Source organism: Sanguibacter sp. Z41_6, assembly GCF_059621145.1.
In genome coordinates, this window is record NZ_JCAQIF010000004.1 from 200,513 (window position 1) to 218,514 (window position 18,002).

Sequence of the window (18,002 nt, forward strand, 5' to 3'; positions counted from 1 at the left end):
ATTCCCGCCGCGGGGGCAGACTGTGCCCATGCACGTCGTCGTCTCCGCCGCACCCGACGGCACCGTCCACCTCACGGACGTGCGCCTGGCGGACCGGTCCGCGGGTGGGGACGGAGCGGCCGCAGCGGTCGGCCCGGCGCATCACGTCACGCACGAGGACCTGCCGCGCGTCGTGCGCGACCGTGAACGGCAGCGGCCCCGGTGGGTGTGGTCAGACACGGCGACGTGGTACCCACCGCTCCTCGAGGCGGGCGTGCGGGTGGAGCGCTGCGTCGACCTGCGCCTGTGCCACGCGATCCTGCGCTCGAGCACGTTCACGGCGTCATCGGCACTGGCGCTCGCGCCGGCGTCGGGCTGGGACTCGCCGCGCGGCGCACGGACCCCGGGCCTGCTGTTCGACCTCGACCCGCCCGCTGACGAGGACCCGGTCGCAGAGCTGCTCGCGCAGCACGCCGCGGTCTGCGCGGTGGAGCCCAGCCGGGCGGGCCGCCTCGCCCTCCTGCTCGCTGCGGAGTCGGCAGGTGCGCTCGTCGCTGCCGAGATGACGTTCGCGGGGGTGCCGTGGAGTGCGCGCGAGCACGACCGCGTCCTGTCCGGGCTGCTCGGTCCCCGCCCTTCGCCGGGATTCCGTCCGGTGCGTCTCGAGGCGCTCCTCGAGGAGATCCGGGCCGCGCTCGACGGCGCAGACGTCAACCCCGACTCCCCGGCTGATCTCCTGCGCGCCCTGCGGGGCGCCGGCCTCGACGTGCGCTCGACCCGGTCCTGGGAGCTGCAGGCGCTGGAGCACCCCGTCGTGGCGCCGCTGCTCGAGTACAAGAAGCTCTCCCGCCTCATGACGGCCAACGGGTGGGCGTGGCTCGACGCCTGGGTGCGCGACGGGCGGTTCCGTCCCACGTACGTGCCCGGTGGTGTCGTCACGGGACGCTGGGCGTCCGACGGGGGTGGCGCGCTCCAGCTCCCCCACCAGGTGCGCGACGCCGTCCGTGCCGACCCGGGGTGGGCGCTCGTCGTGGCCGACGCCGCCCAGCTCGAGCCGCGGATCCTCGCCGCGATGTCGGGTGACGCGGCGATGGCGGCAGCCGGCACGGCAGGTGACATGTACGCGGCGATGGTCGACGCCGGCGCCGTCGAGACCCGGGAGCAGGCCAAGGTCGGGATGCTCGGCGCGATGTACGGGGGCACGCGCGGCGAGAGCGGCCGCATGCTCCCCCGCCTCGCCCGCGCCTACCCGCGGGCCCTCGGGCTCGTCGAGCACGCCGCACGCGCCGGGGAACGCGGCGAGGTCGTCTCGACCTGGCTGGGGCGCAGCTCACCGCGTCCTGGCGAGGCACCGCCCCTGCCCGGTGACCCCGACGGCGGCAGGACCGCCGAGGACGAGGACGCGGCACGGGCCCGCGCCCGCGGGTGGGGACGTTTCACGAGGAACTTCATCGTCCAGGGCACCGCCGCGGAGTGGGCCTTGTGCTGGATGGCGACGATCCGCCGACGCCTGCTCGCGCTCCAGCCCGGCGTGCCCGAGGACCCGGGCACGGATCCCCGGCTCGTCGACGGCCCGCACCTCGCCTTCTTCCTGCACGACGAGGTGATGGTGCACAGTCCTGTCAACCTCGCGCCGGACGTCGCGCGGATCCTGCGCGAGTCGGCGGCCGAGGCCGGGCGCCTCGTGTTCGGCCGGACCGGCGTCGAGTTCCCCGTGACCGTGGCGGTCGTGGCGAGCTACGCCGACGCGAAGTGAGCACCTCCTGCGTTAGCCAATCGTTATCTTCAAGACTTGAACACAGAGGGTGAAGAGGAATACTTTCGGACGAACGACGACCCTGGTGCACCGCTGCACCAGTCGGTGAGAGCAAGGATGCGACACCTCGAACCCCGCGCACGGCTGCGCCGGGACACCCTGTGCCCCACACCTGTTCCCACCCCGGCCCTCGGCCGGATCTCGTCACCGACGAAAGGACAGCCAACGATGTCTAGGAACACCCGAATCGTCGCCGCCGCGACGGGCGCAGCGCTCATGCTCAGCCTCGCTGCGTGCAGCTCCGAGCGCGACGACGCCGGCGACGGCGGTGCCGACGAGACCACCATGATCGGGATCGCGATGCCGACCCGCAGCCTGGAGCGCTGGATCAACGACGGAGCACAGCTCGAGACCCTTCTCGGCGAAGCCGGCTACGAGACCTCCCTGCAGTACGCGGACAACAAGGTCGAGCAGCAGATCACCCAGATCGAGACCATGGTCAACCAGGGCGTCGACGTCCTCGTCGTCGCAGCGATCGACGCCGCCTCCCTCGGCCCGGCCCTCGACACGGCGGCGGAGGCTGACATCAAGGTCATCTCCTACGACCGCCTCATCCTCGGCACCGACGCCGTCGACTACTACGCGACGTTCGACAACTACAAGGTCGGCCAGCTCCAGGGCGAGTACATCGTCGAGCAGCTCGACCTCGAGAACGCTGCCGGGCCGTTCAACCTCGAGCCCTTCGCCGGCGACCCCGGTGACAACAACGCGAAGTTCTTCTTCTCCGGCGCGTGGGACGTGCTCAAGCCGTACATCGACTCCGGCAAGCTCGTCGTCCCGTCCGGCAAGGCGCCCGCGACCAACGACGACTGGACCGACATCGGCATCACCGCCTGGGAGTCCGCAGGCGCGCAGGACGAGATGGACACCCGCATCAACTCGTTCTACGGCGACAAGAAGGTCGACGTCGTCCTGTCCCCGAACGACTCGCTCGCGCTCGGCATCGCGCAGTCCCTCGAGTCGGCCGGCTACACGCCGGGGGCGGACTGGCCCCTCATCACCGGTCAGGACGCCGACGAGGCCAACGTGCTCGCCATGCTCGCCGACAAGCAGAGCATGACCGTCTGGAAGGACACCCGCACGCTGGGCGCCCAGACCGCCACGATGATCGACCAGATGCTCTCCGGCGAGACCGTCGAGGTCAACGACGAGGAGACCTACGACAACGGCAACAAGGTCGTGCCGACGTACCTGCTCCCGCCGGAGGTCGTCACCAAGGAGACCGTCGAGGAGAAGCTCGTCGGTTCCGGCTTCTACGACGCGGAGACCCTCGGCCTCTGACGCGCGCCCCCGTCACCCGACCCGCGTGGGCGGGGCCCTCCGGGGCCCCGCCCACGCGGCGGGCTCCACGTCCACCCGGCTCCGCCCGGAGCCAGAATGAGGCCACCGATGGACACCACCATCCTCGAGATGCAGAACATCACGAAGACCTTCCCGGGGGTCAAGGCCCTGCAGGACGTCACGCTGCAGGTCCGCCGCGGCGAGGTGCACGCGATCTGCGGCGAGAACGGCGCCGGCAAGTCGACACTCATGAAGGTGCTCTCGGGGGTCTACCCCCACGGCAGCTACGACGGCCAGATCCTCTTCGAGGGTGAGCCCTGCGAGTTCCGGACGATCCGGGACAGCGAGAACCACGGGATCGTCATCATCCACCAGGAGCTCGCACTGAGCCCCTACCTGTCGATCGCCGAGAACATCTTCCTCGGCAACGAACGCGCGCGCCACGGCGTCATCGACTGGAACGAGACCAACTCCGCAGCCGCGAAGCTCCTCGAACGTGTCGGCCTCAGGGAGCACCCCGACACCAAGATCATGGACATCGGCGTCGGCAAGCAGCAGCTCGTCGAGATCGCGAAGGCGTTGTCGAAGGAGGTCAAGCTCCTCATCCTCGACGAGCCGACCGCCGCCCTCAACGACTCCGACAGCGCGCACCTGCTCGACCTCATGCGCTCCCTCCAGCGGGAGGGGATCACGTCGATCATCATCTCCCACAAGCTCAACGAGATCGCTGCCATCGCCGACTCGACGACGATCATCCGCGACGGCCGCACCATCGAGACCCTGGACATGCACGCCCCCGGCGGGGTGTCCGAGGACCGCATCATCAAAGCGATGGTGGGTCGGGCGCTCGAGAACCGCTTCCCCGCGCACACGCCGAAGATCGGTGAGGAGGCCCTGCGGATCGAGAACTGGACGGTGCACCACCCGATCCACGACCGCGTCGTCGTCGACTCCGCCAACCTCACCGTGCGGCGCGGTGAGATCGTCGGTCTCGCCGGGCTCATGGGCGCCGGGCGCACCGAGCTCGCGATGAGCGTGTTCGGCCGCAGCTACGGAACGAACATCACGGGCACCCTCTACCGCGACGGCAAGCCCGTGACCCTCAAGACCGTCCGCCAGGCCATCGACGCCGGGCTGGCGTACGCCACGGAGGACCGCAAGCGCTACGGGCTCAACCTCATCGACGACATCAAGCGCAACATCTCGTCGTCGGCGCTCGGCAAGCTCGCCCGGTGGAACGTCATCGACTCCAGCACGGAGACGGCGACCGCCGAGGGATTCCGCACGAGCATGAACATCCGGACGCCCAGCGTGGACGCGGTCACGGGGAAGCTCTCGGGCGGCAACCAGCAGAAGGTCGTCCTCAGCAAGTGGATCTTCACGGACCCGGACGTCCTCATCCTCGACGAGCCCACCCGCGGTATCGACATCGGTGCCAAGCACGACATCTACGAGATCATCAACACCCTCGCCGACTCCGGCAAGGCGGTCCTCGTCATCTCTTCCGAGCTTCCCGAGCTCCTGGGGACGTGTGACCGCATCTATGCGATGAGCCAGGGCCGGATCACCGGAGAGGTCTCCCGCGCCGACGCGAGCCAGGAGCGCCTCATGCGCTACATGACCATGGAGAAGGAAGGCACGAACGCATGAAGGGCTTGACCGATTACCTCAGCCGCAACCTGCGGGACTACGGCATGGTGGCAGCCCTCGTCATCATCGTCATCATGTTCCAGGTCTTCACCGACGACCGTCTGCTCATCCCCAACAACGTCGCAAGCCTCATCCAGCAGAACGCCTACGTCTTCATCCTCACCATCGGCATGGTCATGGTCATCGTCGCCGGGCACATCGACCTGTCGGTCGGGTCCGTCGTGGCCTTCATCGGTGGGATCATCGGCTACCTGTTGGTGAGGCAGGACCTGCCCTGGCTGCTCGTCGTCGTCCTCGCGATCGTCATCGGCGGCCTCGTCGGCTGCTGGCAGGGCTTCTGGGTCGCGTACGTCGGGATACCGGCGTTCATCGTCACCCTCGCGGGGATGCTCATCTTCCGCGGTCTCGCGATCGTCATCGCCGGCACCACGGTCTCCGGCTTCCCCTCGGCGTTCAACGACATCTCGAAGGGGTCTCTGCCGAACTTCCTGGGCTTCATGGGGAACCTCGACGTCGTCACCGTCGTCATCGGTCTCATCGCCATCCTCGGGCTCGTGTTCGCCCAGGTCCGCGCACGGGTCGTGCTCACCAGGGCCGGCCTCGCGACGGAACCCATGCCCGCCTTCGTCATCAAGCTCGTCGTCATGGTCGCGGCGATCGCGTACATCACCTACCTCCTGGCGAACTCCGCAGGCGGCACACCGATCGTCCTCGTCATCGTCGGCGCGCTCATCGTCCTGTACACGTTCATCCTCAACAAGACCGTCTTCGGTCGGCACATCTACGCCATCGGTGGCAACCTGCACGCCGCCCAGCTGTCGGGGGTGAACACGAAGAAGGTCAACTTCATGATCTTCGTCAACATGGGTCTCCTCGCAGGCGTCGCAGCGGTCGTCACGACCGCACGGGCCGGGTCTGCCGTGGCGACCGCGGGAAACAACTTCGAGCTCGACGCCATCGCGGCTGCGTTCATCGGCGGCGCGGCCGTCACCGGCGGTGTCGGACGGGTCTCGGGAGCGATCATCGGCGCGCTCATCATGGGCGTGCTCAACATGGGCCTGTCGATCATGGGCGTGGACGCAGCGTGGACGCAGACGATCAAGGGCCTCGTGCTCCTGGCGGCTGTCGCGCTCGACATCCTCAACAAGCGCAAGCTGTCGACGGTCTGACCCGCGCCGGTCGTCGACCGGCACGGCGCGCACGGGTGGTCCGGCTCTGCCGGGCCACCCGTCCGTGCACCTGGACGAGGGGTGCCGGGCTGAGAGGATGGACCCGTGAGCACCGATCCGGCCAGCACCGATCCAACCAGCACCGATCCAGCCAGCACCGATCCGACGACCACCGCCCCGTCCGACGAGAACGCCGTCCCCGCGATCGTGTTCCACGAGCCGCGCATCCCGCAGAACACGGGCAACGCGATCCGGCTCGCTGCGGTGACGGGCGCCCGCCTGCACCTCGTCGAACCGCTCGGCTTCGACCTCTCGGAGCCCAAGCTGCGCAGGGCGGGCCTCGACTACCACGACCTCGCCCACGTCGTCGTGCACCGGGACCTCGAGGCCATGCTCGCGTCCGCGCCGGGCTCGCGGGTCTTCGCGTTCACGACGCGGGCGACGATGCGGTACACCGACATCGCGTACGACCCCTCGGACATCCTGCTGTTCGGACCCGAGCCGACGGGGCTCGACGACGCCGTCCTCGCGCACGAGCGCGTGACGGCCGAGGTGAGGATCCCCATGCTGCCGAGCCGGCGGTCGCTCAATCTCACCTCGAGCGCGTCGATCGTCATCTACGAGGCCTGGCGGCAGCTGGGGTTCGTCGGGGGGCGTTGAGCCGCGAGCCGCACGCCTGGCCCGCCGCCGGGACCACCCGATTCGCCCGACTCCGGACCATCTCACCGATGCTCGCCCCCGTCGGGCCGGACAAATCCTCACAACCGTGCTTACGCTGACGATAAGGAGACGACCGCGGCGTCGCGCCGGGCAGCCCGGCGCCCCCGCGCCCGACCTGCCGGCCCGATGAGGAGTCCCATCACATGCGTCACGCTTCCGGAGCTCGCTCGACCGACCCGGCTTCCGCTGCCGTCGCCCCCGCGGTCGTCGACCACCACCTCGACCCCGTCGAGGAGGACATCATCGACGTCGTCGCCCGGTCCATCCTCGGAGCGGTCTTCCACGAGGTCCCCGGGTGCACGGGTCCGGACGGTCGGCCCCGCTCGCAGCACTGGCTCGAGCTTCCTGACGGCAGCGCGCTCATCGAGCTCGAGCCCGCCACCCGCTGCGACGACGGGCGTCCCGCCCCGGAACCCGACCCGACGGCCCTCCCACCGGTCGGTCGACTGCGCACGACGACCCGGGGCGCGGGTGAGGTCCTGCGGGCCGCGATGGAGGCGGGATGCACGAGCGTCGCCGTCGCCGTCGGCCCACCCGGTACGGCCGACGCCGGCACGGGCGCTCTCTGCGCCCTCGGTCTGCGGCTCCTCGACTCGGGTGGCGAGGCGCTCGGCCCCGGAGGTGCGGAGCTCGCTCGGCTCGAGCTCGCCGACATGACCGACCTGCGCCGCCCGCCGGTGATCACGGTCGTCACCGGCTCCACCCGCCCGTTCCTCGGTGACGCCGGCGCGGCAGCGGTCGCCGCTCGCGCACCCGGGGTCTCCGCGGACGGCCGCTCGATCCTCGAGGAAGGATTCGCACGTCTCGCCGCCGTGCTGGGCGGCGACCCCTACGCGCCGGGCAGCGGCGCAGCAGGTGGCGCGGTGTACGCACTCACCGTCGCGCTGGGTGCTCGGATCGAGTCGCCCGCCGACTACCTCGAGCGGGTGCTCAGCCCTGCTGCCCGGGCCGAGCAGGTCGACGACCGCTCATGATCGCCCGCGGCGCCACCTCCACGGTCGTGCCGCGATGAGCCACGGCGTCGCGACCCTCAGCGATGTCGCCCGCGAGGCGGGCGTCTCCCTCGCGACCGCCTCGCGCGCGATCAACGGCAGCGCGGGCAGGCACGTGCGCCCCGAGCTGCGAGAACGGGTCCTCGAGGTTGCCGCCCGGTTGAGATACTCCCCCGACGCGAATGCGCAGGCGATGGCCCGCGGGCGCACGACAGCGCTGGCGCTCATCGTCCACGACATCACCGACCCCTACTTCTCAACCATCGCCGCAGGGGTGACCGACGCTGCCGATCGCGCGGGTCTCGTCGTCACCCTGGCGAGCACCCGTCGGGAGCATGAGCGCGACCTCGCCTTCGTCGAGCTCATGCAGCGCCAGCGGGCGCGGGCGATCATCCTCGCCGGAGGGCGGTCCGACGACGCCGCGCTCAACGCCGCCCTGGCGGCGACGCTCGCCGAGTACCGCTCGCGGGGCGGTGGCGTCGCCGTGATCGGTCAACCGCTGCTCGGCGTCGACACGGTCATGGTCGAGTCCCGGCGGAGCTCGGCCGACCTCGCGCACCGCCTCCACACGCTCGGCTACCGCAGGTTCGCGCTCCTGGCCGGGCCGTCCGACCACCTCTCCGCCCGTGACCGCGCCGGGGGCTTCCAGGACGAGGTGGTGCGGCTCGGGTCGCGCCCCGAGGACGTTCACGTCGTCCACTCGCCGGTCACTCGCGACGGCGGGCATGCCGCGATGACCGAGCTCGTCCGGCGGGGCGTCGTGACGGCCGGGGGGCGGTCCGCCACAGGTGAGGGGTCCGTGCCCGCCCAGCTCGTCTTCGCCGTCACCGACCTCATGGCCGTCGGTGCCATGGCCGCAGCACGGGACGCAGGGCTCACCGTCCCCGACGACGTCGCGGTCGCGGGCTTCGACGACATCGTCACCCTGCGGGACGTCACGCCCTCGCTCACGACGATCCGGCTGCCCCTGCCGGACATGGGAGCGATGGCGACGGAGCTGGCGCTCTCCCCACCCGCGGACACTCCCCGTGTCGTTCCCGTGGACGGGACCGTCGTCCTGCGCGCGTCGACGCCCCCGCTCGGCTGAGCCGGGCGGGGGCGTCGGAGGACGTCCGTCGGGCGGGACACGGTCCCGGGCCGAGCGTGCAGATCAGAAGAGCTTGCCACCGGTGACGGAGATCGACTCACCCGTGATGTAGCTCGACTCCTGCGAGGCGAGGAACACGTAGGCGGGCGCGAGCTCGGCCGGCTGCCCCGCACGCTCCATCGGGGTCTCGGCGCCGAACTCCTCGACCTTCGCGTCCGGCATGGTCGCCGGGATGAGCGGCGTCCAGATGGGTCCGGGTGCGACGGCGTTCACGCGGATGCCCTGCGAGACGAGCTGCTGCGACAGGCCCCGCGTGAAGTTGAGGATCCCCGCCTTCGTCGTCGCGTAGTCGAGCAGCGGCGGGCTGGGGTCGGACGCCTGGATGGACGTCGTGTTGATGATCGTCGCACCCTCGTTCATGTGGGGCACCGCGGCCTTGGTGATCCAGAACAGGGCGTAGAGGTTCGTCTTGAAGACGCGGTCGAGCTGCTCCGTGGTGATGCCGAGCAGACCGTCCTCCTGCGCCATCTGGAAGGCGGCGTTGTTGACGAGGATGTCGATCCCGCCGAGCTCGGAGACAGCGTGGTCGACGAGTGCCTGGCAGTTCGCCTCCTCACGGATGTCCGCGGGGAAGGTCGCGCCCTTGCGGCCCGCCTCGGTGATCCACCGGACGGTCTCCTGGGCGTCGTCCTCCTCCTCGGGCAGGTACGAGATGAGCACGTCGGCGCCCTCACGGGCGAACGCGATGGCGACTGCGCGGCCGATACCGGAGTCTCCACCGGTGATCACGGCTCGCTTGCCCTCGAGCCGGCCGGACCCACGGTAGGTCTCCTCACCGTGGTCCGGCTGCTGGGTCATCTCACCGGTGTGCCCCGGTGTCGACATGTCGTCGACCGGCTGCTCGGGGGTCGGGTGCTGGGTGGTCGGGTCCTGGGGTGTGGTCTGGTCTGTCATGGATCGATCTTGCTGTCGACACCACGTGCCCGCATCTCGAACGCAGAGCGGGAAACCAGCCGGGCGAATGCTGGGACGCTGGCCCGGCAGGTCCGGGGAAACCGCTCCGACGCGCGCGCGGGACGCGGCGCACCGGGTCGGTGCGCCACGTCCCGGCGGCGGCGTCAGAAGTGCGTGATCGAGTGGACCGCGCGCTCCGGGCTCAGCAGTGCCCGCACCCGGTGGAGGGCGCCGGGCGTCCGCTCGTCGACGAGTCCGGCGGCAGCGAGGGTCAACGGGTCCGTCGAGCCGAGGTACACCGATCCCAGGGCCGCCACGTCGAGCTCGACGTCCGCCTCGAGGTCGTCTCCCCGGGTGACCGCGGCCCGACCGTCGCGCACCTCGATGCGGAACGTCCCGTCCGCGAACCCGAGGGCGTCCCGGACCCGGAGCGTCACGCTGCCGTCGACGACGTACGGGCGAGCCTCGAACGCCGCCACCGGGTCGAGCACCCGCAGCCAGACGTGGTCGGTCTCGCCGGTGACCTGACGCCGTCGGGAGTCGACGAGCGCGTGGGGCAGGGGGTCCGCGACCCCGGCGTCGCGGTAGACGACCTCGGTCGTGAGGTCGATCGACCCGAGGAGCTCCCACAGCCCGAGGTACGCGTCGTCGGACGCGGCCACGAGGTCCACCACCCGCACCGCGACCGCCTCGCCGCGCTCCTCGACGCGGTACGTGACGTACCCGTCCACCTCGCCGTCCGACGCGAGGTGGACGGCCGCGCGCAGCAGCGGCTCGGCGGGCTGGCCGGGCATCACCCCCGTGAGGGAGATGTCGTACTCCCCCGAGGCGCGCGAGATCGACCCGGGCGTGCGTGCGTGGAGTCTCGCGAAGACGGACCGCGCGACGTCTGTGAGCGCCGCCGGGTCCGCGAGCTCGACGGTACCCGCGGGCGTGGTGAGCAACGCCAGTCCGTCGCGGGTGTCCACCCGCGTGCGGACGAGCGACGTCGCCGGACCGAAACCGAACCGCCGGTAGATCGTGGCCTCGGAGACGGTGAGCGCGGCCATCGCCGCGCCCCCGGCGGCCGCCCGCTGCAGGTCGTCGACCATGACGCGCCGCAGGATCCCGCGCCGACGGTGCGTCGGGCGGACCGTGACGTCCGAGATGAGCTGGGTGTCGAGGAGGACGCCACCTCCGACGTTGAGGGTCCCGGGGTAGGTGACGAAGGTGCCCACCGGTTGCGTTGCGGGAAGGGTGGCGGTCCGAGGATCGCGTGCGTAGACGCCCGTGAGGCGGCGGCCGTCCGCGATCCAGCCGCGCACACCGGCCGCCCGGCCCTCCGCGGAGTCAGCCTCCTTCTCGTGGAAGGCGGTGGCCACCGCGGTGGCCCATCCTGCTGTCGCATCGTCGGGCACCTCGGCGCCAGCGTCGTCGGTCGTCAGGCCAGGGCTGAAGTGTCGGATCTCGTACTGTTCATCGAAGCTGTTCACCGGTCCACGGTACGAGGATCGGCGCCCGCTTGCGGCATCGCCCGTGCGTCATAGTGTTGAACGGGACCACGAGAGCCTTGAAGGAGCCCGATGACCGACGCACGGAATCCTGACCCCGACCCCACGCAGCTGCCGATGGAGAGCGCGAGCGGATCCGTGAACCCGGGCGAGACGCCGCCGGGCGAGTCCTCTGTCGCCGCTGTCCAGGGGCACGACGAGGGCGGCGGCTCGCGGATGTCCTCCGGATTCTGGCTCCTGGGTATCGGGCTGGTCGTCGGCATCGGCATCCTCGCGTTCGTCGGGTACGCCGTCGGCCTGTTCGACTGAACGCACTGATTCAATGCGCCTTCATCACGCGGCGCATGAATGAGGCAACCAAACTTTCTACGCAAGCACCCGCGCAAGATCGGGAAACGGCGCACGCAGACCAAGTCGCGCATCGACCGCTAACCTCAACGGCCCAGCGACCTGATCGACATGAGGGAGCGAAACGCCACCGAGGTACTGCCGGAGGCCAACCCGAATGACCTCCAGCGCATCTTTACCCCGGAAGCGACCAGTCAGCTTCCAGGCGGCGAGGTTCTTGAAACCGGCCACCGCAGCGCCCGCGGCCTCCGCACCAATGCGCGCCTGGAGCGCTCCGCGGAAGGAGTTCTCCAACTTGCTGTAATCGATCTGCATGGTGCGGGAATCGATCTTCTTTGAGAACTCGAGCGCCTCAAAATCCACGCCCCACGAATTCTCCGCATTCAGTTCGCGAAGTGCGCCGACAACTGATCCAATCTCGATCGCACGCGCTCGAATAACGTCCACACCACCCGCAGCCACGATCTTTTTCAAGCTTGCGGTTTCTTCGAGATAGTACGCAAACCAAGGGCCTTGCACCAGAAGCGCCTCGAGGTCCACCTCTCGGTAGGAGAACACCGGCAGGCAGGACGATTCACAACGCGCGACGAAATCATCAAAATCGCGGTCGACCAAACCGGCGAATCGCTTTAGCCGCAATTCTGCCAAATGTGCGAGCACAATCTCTACTTGCGGCCGGTTCCCCGCAGGAAACACGGCCCATTCGCCCGGAAAAACCCTGTTCAGGAGCCGTTCGTCGCTTGGGCCCTCGACGACTACAACGCCGCGCCGATCCACCTGCCGATGCTGCCTAATTCGATCCCAAGGGAGATCGAATTCCTGAAGGCTCGACTGCATCACGCCTGTTCTCCTTCGAGGAGCAGGTCATCCAAGTCATCCTCGACCGGTTCGGCTTGCTTCCCCATCGCGATCTCCGTAAGACTCGCTTGGTCGGGCTGTATCTCCGACACAAGATCCCATCGGCCGTTAATGATGCCAGTCGAGTGCGTCGCCGCAAGAATCCGCAATCCCGATATGCCGGCAACCTCGTCGATATCCGAGATGAAGGCATGCTTCCAAGCGGCATGAAGGCTGATCTCAGGCTCGTCAATGAGTATAAGAGACCCCTCTCTCGCGGTGAACAAAAGAAGCGTGAAGAGCGCGAGCAAGTGCTGCTCCCCCGATGACAACTGATCCACTTTTACCGATGAGCCCGCGCTTGTTTGCACTTGCAACTGGCCCGCGCCATTAAAAGCGATCCACTTGCGATAGAGCTTCGCATTTACGATGCCCTTCAACGATGTCAACTTCCGGTGAACCGGAATTAATGGCGCGAGCCGCCGGTCTAGGTCCTGGAAAAAGAGCTCCAACACCCGCCGTTCCGTTGGGTTTGTCTTTTCCGGCATCTTTACGTTTACAACCCGACCCGCCAACCCATTCGAGCTCAATTCTTCGCTCAGAACCGCCAAACGTGCGTACTCTGCAACTAGCGCGTCATCTCGCACCACCTTGCGTGAACGCCTCAGAAGCTTCGCGGCGAACTGCTCATCAGCCTGCTGTGATTCTGCAAGAGACTCTGCTTTGGCTCGTCGGACCGCGGACTGGATTTCACTCAAGTACTGCCGCATGCGCCCCTGGCTTCGCCCCCGCCGCCGCGGCCCCCCCTCGTCAAAGTAGCGGTAATCGCTCCGCGCAGAAGCCCGCGGAACGGAATCCAATCGCTTCGTGTCGATCAGAATGACGTCTGGGCTATCAAGAATCTCGACGAGCCGAGGATGTTCCGCCAGCACGCTAGCCCTGCGCACCGCAGACGGGATTTCAATTGCATACCTGCGTGATAGATCGACACTTGTAACGTATCGACCAATTCGCGTATCGAACCAACGATCGTTCTCGTCAATCCTCTGGATCCATTCGGGCAGCTCGTCCGTCTCGTCGGCCGCAAAGTCACTCGAAGTGACCTCGAAGTTCTCGACACCGAAGAGTTCGTCGGGATAGCACACTCGCACGCTAGTGACATCACCCACTGTCCTCTCGATCTCAATCACCTCACCACCATCAAGGGTTAATTCGACCCGTGCGTACGGCAGGCGTAGCAGATCGCTGAAGTTCATCGAGAGGATGGCTTTGATTATCTTCAGGACGTGGGTCTTTCCGACGCCATTCGGCCCCGTGAGAATAGTCACCCTCTCGTTTCGCGCAAGATCAACACTCAACCTGTGCCCGGGCTGGTCGAACAGTTCGGAGATCACAATTCTGGTCGGGAAGCGCGTCATCATCGCCCATCTGTCGAGCCTAGGCGAGCCTGGGTCGTTGCGAGGTTCGCAAAACTTTTCTTGTATATGCCCGCAGAAGCAACGTAAGACTAGCGCTCCCACGCGCTGCCTCTGGGACGAAGAGGGCGAGTTGCCCGACGGCAGAACTCTGTCACGTCGCAGTTTCCAGGACTAGCCTCGGCGCGTGGGAGCCAGTGCGGGGCATTTTGTGGCCACAGCGGCCGCTAGCCGCGCCGTCATGGAGGAGTTTTTGGCAAGGGAGGGCGAGGCTCTTCCCCGAATTGCACCCTTGACGCGAGGGCCTGTTGCCGGACGCAGTCGGTCCCCATGGGCCCGGGTCGGGTCAGCGCCCGCCGGTGAGTTTCCGTTGCCGCTGCTGCACCCCGGCCGTGCCGTAGGGGTAGTCGTCGACCCGGGGCGCGCTCGCCCGGGTGAGCTCCCGGAGCTCGGTCTCGTCCAGCTCGAGGTCGGCGGCGCGCATCGTGTCGAGAACCTGGTCCACGGTGCGGGCACCGAGGATCACCGACGTCACGGCGGGCTGGGCGGCGAGCCAGGCGAGGGACACCTGCGCGGCGGAGGCGTCGTGCTCCTGGGCCACGTGGTGCACCGCGTCGAGCACCCGCCACGTGCGGTCGTCCGCGTTGCGCGCCTGCCACGCCTCCATGCCCCGCTCCGGGTTCTCCCCGAGGCGCGTCGCTCCCTGCGGCGGGACGTCACGCGTGTACTTGCCGCTGAGCCACCCGCCTGCGAGGGGAGACCACGGCAGGAGGCCGATCCCCGCGTCGAGGCACGCCGGGACGATCTCGTGCTCGATGTCGCGGACGAGGAGGTTGTACTGCGGCTGCAGGGTCACGGGGGCCGCCCACCCGTGGGACGCCGCGACGTGCACCGCCTTGGTGAGCTGCCAGCCGAGGTAGTTGGAGAACCCGTAGTAGGAGATCTTGCCCGCGCTGACCGCGTCGTCGAGGAACCGCAGCGTCTCCTCGACGGGCGTCAGCGCGTCCCAGGCGTGCACCTGGTAGAGGTCGATGTGCTCGACGCCGAGCCGTCGGAGGGAGGCGTTGAGCGCGACGGTGAGGTGCCGGCGTGAGAGCCCGAGGTCGTTGGGCCCGGCGCCCATGGGGAACCGGCCCTTCGTCGCGACGACCATCTGTGCGGCCTCGGTCGGGTGCTCGGCGAGCCACCGACCGACGATCTCCTCAGAGGACCCCGCGCTGTAGACGTCCGCGGTGTCGATGAAGGTGCCGCCCGCCTCGACGAACGCGGTCATGATCTGCCCGGAGGTGGCCTCGTCCGCCTCCGCCCCGAAGGTCATGGTGCCGAGTGCCTGCGTGGACACGACGGCGCCGCTGGCGCCGAGGGTGCGGTACTTCACGGATCGTCTCCTCCGGGTGGGGACGCGTGCCGGGTGGTCCCAGCACGCTGGTCCCACCCTGCCCCTGCGGCAGCTTTCCCGCCACCACTCAGGGCACACCGCACGCCCCCGGAAACACAAAAGTTGTCAGACTCTCGCGCACGTATGTGTGCGCGAGAGTCTGACAACTCAGGTGGTGTGGGCGGGTGACCTCAGACGAGGTCGCGGACCGCCGCGTACTGCTCGCGGATGATCGGCTCGGGGCTGGCGTCGAAGATCTCGTTGCCCTTCCCGGCCGCGCTCCAGGTCGGAGCCTGCTCGGCGCCGGAGAGCACCCACGCCGCCTGACGGGCAGCGCCGTCAGCCACGTACTCGCCCGGCTCGGGGACCTCGACGGGCATCCCGAGGACCTGCGGCGCGATGCGTCGCACGGCCTCCGAGCGGGCACCGCCACCGATGAGCAGGAGGCGCTTGACCTCCACGCCCTGGGCGCGCAGGGCGTCCAGGCCGTCGGCCAGCCCGCAGAGCATGCCCTCCACGAACGCGCGCGCGAGGTGCGCGGGCGTCATGTTGTTCAGGCGGATGCCGTGCAGGGTGCCCGTGGCGTCGGGACGGTTCGGGGTGCGCTCGCCCTCGAGGTACGGGACGAGCACGAGCCCGTCCGCACCCGCCGGGGCGGACAGCGCGAGCTCGGAGAGCCCGGGGTGGTCCACCCCGAGGGTCCGGCACGCGGCGTCGAGCACCCGGCTGGCGTTGAGCGTGCACGCGAGCGGCAGGAACTCACCGGTCGCGTCCGAGAAGCCCGTGACCATGCCGGAGGAGTCCGTGGTCGGTGCCGTGGCGATGGCGGACACGACGCCGGACGTCCCGATGGAGATCGCGACGTCACCCGGCCCCATGCCCAGGCCCAGGGCGGCAGCGGCGTTGTCGCCGGCTCCCGGCCCGAGGGCCATGCCGTCGACCGTCCCGGCACTCTCCCCCGGCCCCAGCACGCGCGGCAGGACCACGCGCTGCGAGGCGCCCTCACCGAGGGCGAGGTCGAGGAGCTCCGGCACGTACGTGTTCGTCGCACCGTCGAAGTACCCGGTGCCGGACGCGTCGGAGCGGTCCGTCGTGAGCGCGGAGAGGTCCCGGGCGGCGCCGACGGAACCGCCGGCACCCGAGATCTGCCACGTGAGCCAGTCGTGCGGGAGCGCGACAGCAGCCACGCGCGCCGCGTTCTCCGGCTCGTTCTGCGCGAGCCACCGCAGCTTCGTCACCGTGAGCGAGGCCACGGGGACGCTGCCGATCGCGTCGGCCCACGCCTTCGGGCCGCCGAGCTCGGTGACGAGGTCCTGGGCCGCCCCGGCTGACCGGGTGTCGTTCCACAGGAGAGCGGGCCGGATGACCTGTCCGTCGGCGTCCAGCACGACCATGCCGTGCTGCTGGCCGCCGACGGACAGCGCTGCCACGTCGTCGAGCCCACCGGCGGCGGCCACCGCAGCACCGAAGGCGTCCCACCATGCGGCGGGGTCGACCTCGGTGCCGTCGGGGTGCTTGGCCGAGCCGAAGCGCACGAGCGCACCGGTCTCCGCGTCGCGGATGACGACCTTGCAGGACTGCGTCGAGGAGTCGACGCCGGCCACCAGGGTCCGACCGGACCCGGTGGCGGGCGACGAGGTGGCAGCCGTCATCAGCCGATCAGGTGGCGCAGGGCCAGCTGGTTGAGGCGCACGAAGCCGAAGTCACGCTGTGCAGCGGCCTCGGGGTCGAAGTCCTCGAACGCGGAACGGTCGGCGAGGAGCTCGGCGACGGTCTCGCCCTCGTTGAGGGTCGGCGTGGCGAGCTCGAAGATGCCGGCCGTCTTGAAGGCCTCCTGCACCTCGGGGTCGGCACGGTACTCGTTCGACTTCTTCGCGAGCATCTCGTACATCGCCATGTTGGCGGAGGCAGAGTCCCAGACGCCGGCCTCGACCTCGGTGCGCGAGGGCTTGTAGTCGAAGTGGCGCGGGCCCGTGTAACGGGGGCCGTCGGGCGTGCCCGGGAAGCCGTTCTCGACGAGGTCGACCGTGAAGAAGGCCGAGAGCAGGTCGCCGTGACCGAACACGAGGTCCTGGTCGAACTTGATGGAGCGCTGACCGTTGAGGTCGATGTGGAAGAGCTTGTCCGACCACAGCGCCTGGGCGAGCCCGTGCGTGTAGTTGAGGCCCGCCATCTGCTCGTGGCCCGTCTCCGGGTTGAGGCCGACGATGTCGCCGTGCTCGAGCTCGGCGATGAAGCCGAGCGCGTGGCCGATCGTCGGGAGGAAGATGTCGCCGCGGGGCTCGTTGGGCTTGGGCTCGAGCGCGATGCGCATGTCGTAGCCCTTCTCCTTGATGTAGCCGGCGACGAGGTCGAGGCCCTCGCGGTAGCGCTCGAGCGCAGCGTGCAGGTCCTTCGCGCCGTCGTACTCGGAGCCCTCGCGGCCGCCCCACATGACGAAGGTCTTGGCGCCGAGCTCGGCGGTGAGGTCGATGTTGCGGAGCACCTTGCGCAGCGCGAAGCGGCGCACGGAGCGGTCGTTCGACGTGAAGCCGCCGTCCTTGAAGACGGGGTGGCTGAAGAGGTTCGTCGTGACCATCTCGATGGTCATGTTGTGCTCTTCGGCCGCGGTCTTGACGCCGCTGAGGATGCGGTCGCGCGTCGCGTCGTCGGAGCCGAACGGCACCACGTCGTCGTCGTGGAACGTGAAGCCCCAGGCGCCGAGCTCAGCGAGCTTCGCGATGGAGTAGGTGGGGTCGAGGTTCGGGCGGGTCGCGGAACCGAACTGGTCCTGCGCGTTCCAGCCCACGGTCCAGAGACCGAAGGAGTAGTTGATACCAGAAGCGTTGGTCACGTGAGTCTCCTCGTTGAGCGTGTTTGTTGTATGACTGAACTTATCCCTGCGGA

The 18,002-nt window shown here is 68.9% G+C and carries 15 protein-coding genes; 8 read left to right on the forward strand and 7 right to left on the reverse strand.

Features of this window, described 5'->3' with window-relative positions:
* The first annotated feature begins 28 nt into the window (after positions 1-28).
* The 7 genes from AC54T1_RS11125 to AC54T1_RS11155 all read left to right on the forward strand — a co-directional run bounded on the left by AC54T1_RS11125 (position 29) and on the right by AC54T1_RS11155 (position 8,694).
* Complete coding sequence (locus AC54T1_RS11125; RefSeq protein ID WP_496911963.1) at positions 29-1,735, forward strand: bifunctional 3'-5' exonuclease/DNA polymerase; 1,707 nt, start codon at positions 29-31, stop codon at positions 1,733-1,735.
* 228 nt (positions 1,736-1,963) lie between these two features.
* Positions 1,964-3,076: a multiple monosaccharide ABC transporter substrate-binding protein gene (gene chvE / locus AC54T1_RS11130; RefSeq protein WP_484345552.1), complete on the forward strand. Its 1,113-nt coding sequence runs from the start codon at positions 1,964-1,966 to the stop codon at positions 3,074-3,076.
* A gap of 108 nt (positions 3,077-3,184) precedes the next feature.
* A complete protein-coding gene (gene mmsA, locus AC54T1_RS11135; RefSeq protein WP_484345551.1) occupies positions 3,185-4,726 on the forward strand; it encodes a multiple monosaccharide ABC transporter ATP-binding protein in 1,542 nt (513 codons plus the stop codon).
* Positions 4,723-5,895: a multiple monosaccharide ABC transporter permease gene (gene mmsB, locus AC54T1_RS11140; protein WP_484345550.1), complete on the forward strand. Its 1,173-nt coding sequence runs from the start codon at positions 4,723-4,725 to the stop codon at positions 5,893-5,895. The genes mmsA and mmsB overlap by 4 nt, the downstream gene beginning before the upstream one ends.
* Before the next feature lie 204 nt (positions 5,896-6,099).
* On the forward strand, positions 6,100-6,555 hold the full coding sequence (locus AC54T1_RS11145) for a tRNA (cytidine(34)-2'-O)-methyltransferase (protein WP_484345747.1): 456 nt from the start codon (positions 6,100-6,102) through the stop codon (positions 6,553-6,555).
* A 203-nt stretch (positions 6,556-6,758) separates the two neighbouring features.
* Positions 6,759-7,589 carry a glycerate kinase gene (locus AC54T1_RS11150; RefSeq protein ID WP_496911964.1) on the forward strand — a complete coding sequence of 277 codons (831 nt, stop codon included), beginning with the start codon at positions 6,759-6,761 and terminating at the stop codon, positions 7,587-7,589.
* Positions 7,590-7,623: 34 nt separating this feature from the next.
* Positions 7,624-8,694 (forward strand): LacI family DNA-binding transcriptional regulator, encoded by a 1,071-nt coding sequence (locus tag AC54T1_RS11155; RefSeq protein ID WP_484345548.1) that lies wholly within the window; start codon positions 7,624-7,626, stop codon positions 8,692-8,694.
* A 63-nt stretch (positions 8,695-8,757) separates the two neighbouring features.
* Here AC54T1_RS11155 and AC54T1_RS11160 read toward each other — a convergent pair whose 3' ends face one another.
* Both AC54T1_RS11160 and AC54T1_RS11165 read right to left on the reverse strand, forming a co-directional pair.
* Positions 8,758-9,648 carry an SDR family oxidoreductase gene (locus tag AC54T1_RS11160; protein ID WP_496911965.1) on the reverse strand — a complete coding sequence of 297 codons (891 nt, stop codon included), beginning with the start codon at positions 9,646-9,648 and terminating at the stop codon, positions 8,758-8,760.
* 164 nt (positions 9,649-9,812) lie between these two features.
* The gene (locus AC54T1_RS11165; RefSeq protein WP_496911966.1) at positions 9,813-11,120 is read right to left on the reverse strand and encodes a GNAT family N-acetyltransferase; all 1,308 of its coding nucleotides are present in this window, start codon (positions 11,118-11,120) and stop codon (positions 9,813-9,815) included.
* 90 nt (positions 11,121-11,210) lie between these two features.
* Here AC54T1_RS11165 and AC54T1_RS11170 point away from each other — a divergent pair, with 90 nt between their 5' ends.
* A complete protein-coding gene (locus AC54T1_RS11170) occupies positions 11,211-11,447 on the forward strand; it encodes a DUF6480 family protein (RefSeq protein WP_484345545.1) in 237 nt (78 codons plus the stop codon).
* 57 nt (positions 11,448-11,504) lie between these two features.
* Here AC54T1_RS11170 and AC54T1_RS11175 read toward each other — a convergent pair whose 3' ends face one another.
* The 5 genes from AC54T1_RS11175 to xylA all read right to left on the reverse strand — a co-directional run bounded on the left by AC54T1_RS11175 (position 11,505) and on the right by xylA (position 17,949).
* Positions 11,505-12,326, reverse strand: coding sequence for a hypothetical protein (locus AC54T1_RS11175; RefSeq protein WP_496911967.1), 822 nt, complete (start codon positions 12,324-12,326; stop codon positions 11,505-11,507).
* On the reverse strand, positions 12,323-13,744 hold the full coding sequence (locus tag AC54T1_RS11180) for an AAA family ATPase (RefSeq protein WP_496911968.1): 1,422 nt from the start codon (positions 13,742-13,744) through the stop codon (positions 12,323-12,325). Before AC54T1_RS11180 ends, AC54T1_RS11175 begins: the two co-directional genes overlap by 4 nt.
* A 340-nt stretch (positions 13,745-14,084) precedes the next feature.
* Entirely contained in the window at positions 14,085-15,116 is a 1,032-nt protein-coding gene (locus AC54T1_RS11185) for an aldo/keto reductase (RefSeq protein ID WP_496911969.1), read from the reverse strand.
* Positions 15,117-15,307: 191 nt separating this feature from the next.
* Positions 15,308-16,768 carry a xylulokinase gene (xylB, locus tag AC54T1_RS11190; RefSeq protein WP_496911970.1) on the reverse strand — a complete coding sequence of 487 codons (1,461 nt, stop codon included), beginning with the start codon at positions 16,766-16,768 and terminating at the stop codon, positions 15,308-15,310.
* Positions 16,768-17,949: a xylose isomerase gene (gene xylA, locus AC54T1_RS11195; RefSeq protein ID WP_496911971.1), complete on the reverse strand. Its 1,182-nt coding sequence runs from the start codon at positions 17,947-17,949 to the stop codon at positions 16,768-16,770. The genes xylB and xylA overlap by 1 nt, the downstream gene beginning before the upstream one ends.
* Between the last annotated feature and the right edge of the window lie 53 nt (positions 17,950-18,002).

What these genes read in the sequence shown, in the direction of transcription:
- AC54T1_RS11125 (WP_496911963.1), top strand. Translation starts at nt 29, where the DNA reads ATGCACGTCGTCGTCTCCGCCGCACCCGACGGCACCGTCCACCTCACG.
- chvE (WP_484345552.1), top strand. Translation starts at nt 1,964, where the DNA reads ATGTCTAGGAACACCCGAATCGTCGCCGCCGCGACGGGCGCAGCGCTC.
- mmsA (WP_484345551.1), top strand. Translation starts at nt 3,185, where the DNA reads ATGGACACCACCATCCTCGAGATGCAGAACATCACGAAGACCTTCCCG.
- mmsB (WP_484345550.1), top strand. Translation starts at nt 4,723, where the DNA reads ATGAAGGGCTTGACCGATTACCTCAGCCGCAACCTGCGGGACTACGGC.
- AC54T1_RS11150 (WP_496911964.1), top strand. Translation starts at nt 6,759, where the DNA reads ATGCGTCACGCTTCCGGAGCTCGCTCGACCGACCCGGCTTCCGCTGCC.
- AC54T1_RS11155 (WP_484345548.1), top strand. Translation starts at nt 7,624, where the DNA reads ATGAGCCACGGCGTCGCGACCCTCAGCGATGTCGCCCGCGAGGCGGGC.
- AC54T1_RS11160 (WP_496911965.1), bottom strand. Translation starts at nt 9,648, where the DNA reads ATGACAGACCAGACCACACCCCAGGACCCGACCACCCAGCACCCGACC.
- AC54T1_RS11170 (WP_484345545.1), top strand. Translation starts at nt 11,211, where the DNA reads ATGACCGACGCACGGAATCCTGACCCCGACCCCACGCAGCTGCCGATG.
- AC54T1_RS11180 (WP_496911968.1), bottom strand. Translation starts at nt 13,744, where the DNA reads ATGATGACGCGCTTCCCGACCAGAATTGTGATCTCCGAACTGTTCGAC.
- xylB (WP_496911970.1), bottom strand. Translation starts at nt 16,768, where the DNA reads ATGACGGCTGCCACCTCGTCGCCCGCCACCGGGTCCGGTCGGACCCTG.